Origin of the sequence: Mucilaginibacter inviolabilis, assembly GCF_011089895.1 — a bacterium.
Classification (GTDB): domain Bacteria; phylum Bacteroidota; class Bacteroidia; order Sphingobacteriales; family Sphingobacteriaceae; genus Mucilaginibacter; species Mucilaginibacter inviolabilis.
The window spans coordinates 1-2,264 of the sequence record NZ_JAANAT010000011.1 but is presented as its reverse complement, the minus strand read 5'-3'; the positions used below and the strand labels follow the sequence as shown (position 1 = coordinate 2,264).

The following is a 2,264-nucleotide window of genomic DNA, read 5'->3' as shown; positions in this document are numbered from 1 at the left end:
TGGTATAACGAGTATAACAGATACGAAGGGAGAGACAACGACTTACGAGTATGATAGCTTCCAGCGGTTAATGAATGTGAAGGATAAGGATGGGAATATTGTGAAACACATGGATTATCATTATCAGGGGCAGTAAACGGAAGGAATAACCAACAAGACATTATCACGATGAAACATATTATAGTAACGTTCAGCCTTCTGCTTTTTGCAATAGGCATAAAAGCGCAGACGCAGGTCACTACGCCGATGACGGGTACACCGGCGGCAGGTTCTTATTTCAGTTATAGCAGCATCACGCTGAGCCCGGGCTTCAGTTTTACAGCAGCAGCGGGGAGCAGTTTGAGCCTGTATATCGCCAACCCGGACTGTCAGAAACTGGTGAACAGTTTTAACCAGAACCAGAATTATATAGTGACTTCAGTGCCCAGAGTTGGCGGAATGAAGAATGTGGGCTCGACCCCAAACTCAGGAGATTTTGCCAGCCGTAGCACGTGTGAACTGATGCAGACGGTACAATACTTTGATGGGCTTGGCCGGCCCTTACAGACGGTCCAGGTACAGGGGAGCCCATTGAATAAAGACGTGGTGCAGCCCTTTGCTTATGATCAATTCGGCCGGGAAGCTACTAAATACCTGCCCTATGTTACCTCGGGGAGTAATGACGGGAGCTATAAAACAAATGCGCTGAGCGGGGACCAAAGCCAGTTTTACACAGCCCCCCCAAGCGGGGTGACGGCCACCAACAGCCCGTACTCCGTTACGAATTTCGAATCCTCGCCGTTAAACCGGGTATTGGAACAAGGGGCAGCGGGAGCCGACTGGCAGCCGGTAGCGGGCAGCACGACGGGACATACGCAGAAAATAGTATACACGACGAATAATGAGACGGTCATAACAGATACCGCAGGAACGATGTTGGTTGCATTATATACGGTGACGATCAATGCCAATCAAAGCCGTACACTGGGCCGAAACGGCAATTACGGAGCAGGCCAGCTGTATGTAACGGTAAGCAAAGACGAAAACTGGAAAAGCGGCAGAGGCGGCACAACCGAAGAATACAAAGATAAAGAAGGCCACGTGGTGCTGAAACGGACGTTTAACTATACAGGAACCACCCTACAGATCCTGTCGACGTATTATGTGTATGACGACCTGGGTAACCTGGCTTTTGTATTGCCGCCGGGCAGTAACCCGGATGGTGTAGGCGTGCCCACCTATGCAGGCAGCCTGGGTTATAGCTACCGCTATGATGAACGGAACAGATTAACCCAAAAGAAGATCCCGGGCAAAGGCTGGGAGTTCACGGTATACAATAAACTGGACCAGCCGGTACTGAGCCAGGATAGCCTGCAAAGACAAAACAACCAATGGACGGTAATCAAATACGATGCTTTGGGAAGAGTGATCATGACAGGGCTTTGGAACGCGGGTACGGCATACGCTTTATCCACACTGCAAACCAATATCTATGCGGTAACGCAGTGGGACACGCGTGATCAGACGAATAATACGACGACTTATCCCACAGGATATGTACTGGGCAGCTACCCGATCATCACCAAAACGCTGAGCATTAACTATTATGATGATTATAATAATATCCCCAACCTTCCGGCGGGTTATGTTGCTGGGACAGGCAGTTACAGCACGATGACCCAGGGCCTGCTGACAGCCAGCCTGACAGCGGTATTGAATACGATCACCAATGCGACTCCTGACATGCTGTGGGACGTGAACTATTATGATGACAAGGGCAGAAACATCCGGAGCTATAAACAACATTACCTGGGAGGTACGGTCAACGCGGCTAACTTTGATGTGGTGCTGAGCACGTACAATTTCAATAACCAGGTAACCAGCACCAACCGGAGGCATTTTACCACAGCAACACCAGGCACCCCGAAACTGACGATCATTAACCAGTATAGCTATGACCACATGGGGAGGAAGCTGACTACCCGGGAACAGATCCAGAACGGAACGCTGACCGCGGATGTGAATCCAATCCTGTCCAAAACGGATTATAACGAACTGGGACAAGTATGGAAAAAACACCTGCACAGTACAGACAGTACAACTTTTAAACAGGATATCACCTATGGGTATAACGAACGGGGCTGGTTACTAACAAGCAGTGCGCCTCTGTTTGCCGAACAGTTGTATTACAATACCAGCGGAACGGGCAAACAGTATAATGGTAATATTGCCAACCAGTTCTGGGGCACGGCAGGAAACCTGAACAACCACTATTCGTATTACTA

General features: G+C 49.2%; 1 protein-coding gene. It reads left to right on the top strand.

The genetic code is table 11. From position 1 onward, the window contains the following. Positions 1–168 precede the first annotated feature (168 nt). Positions 169–2,264: DUF6443 domain-containing protein (locus tag G7092_RS30470; RefSeq protein ID WP_235953978.1), on the top strand; the 2,096-nt coding region annotated here is incomplete at its 3' end.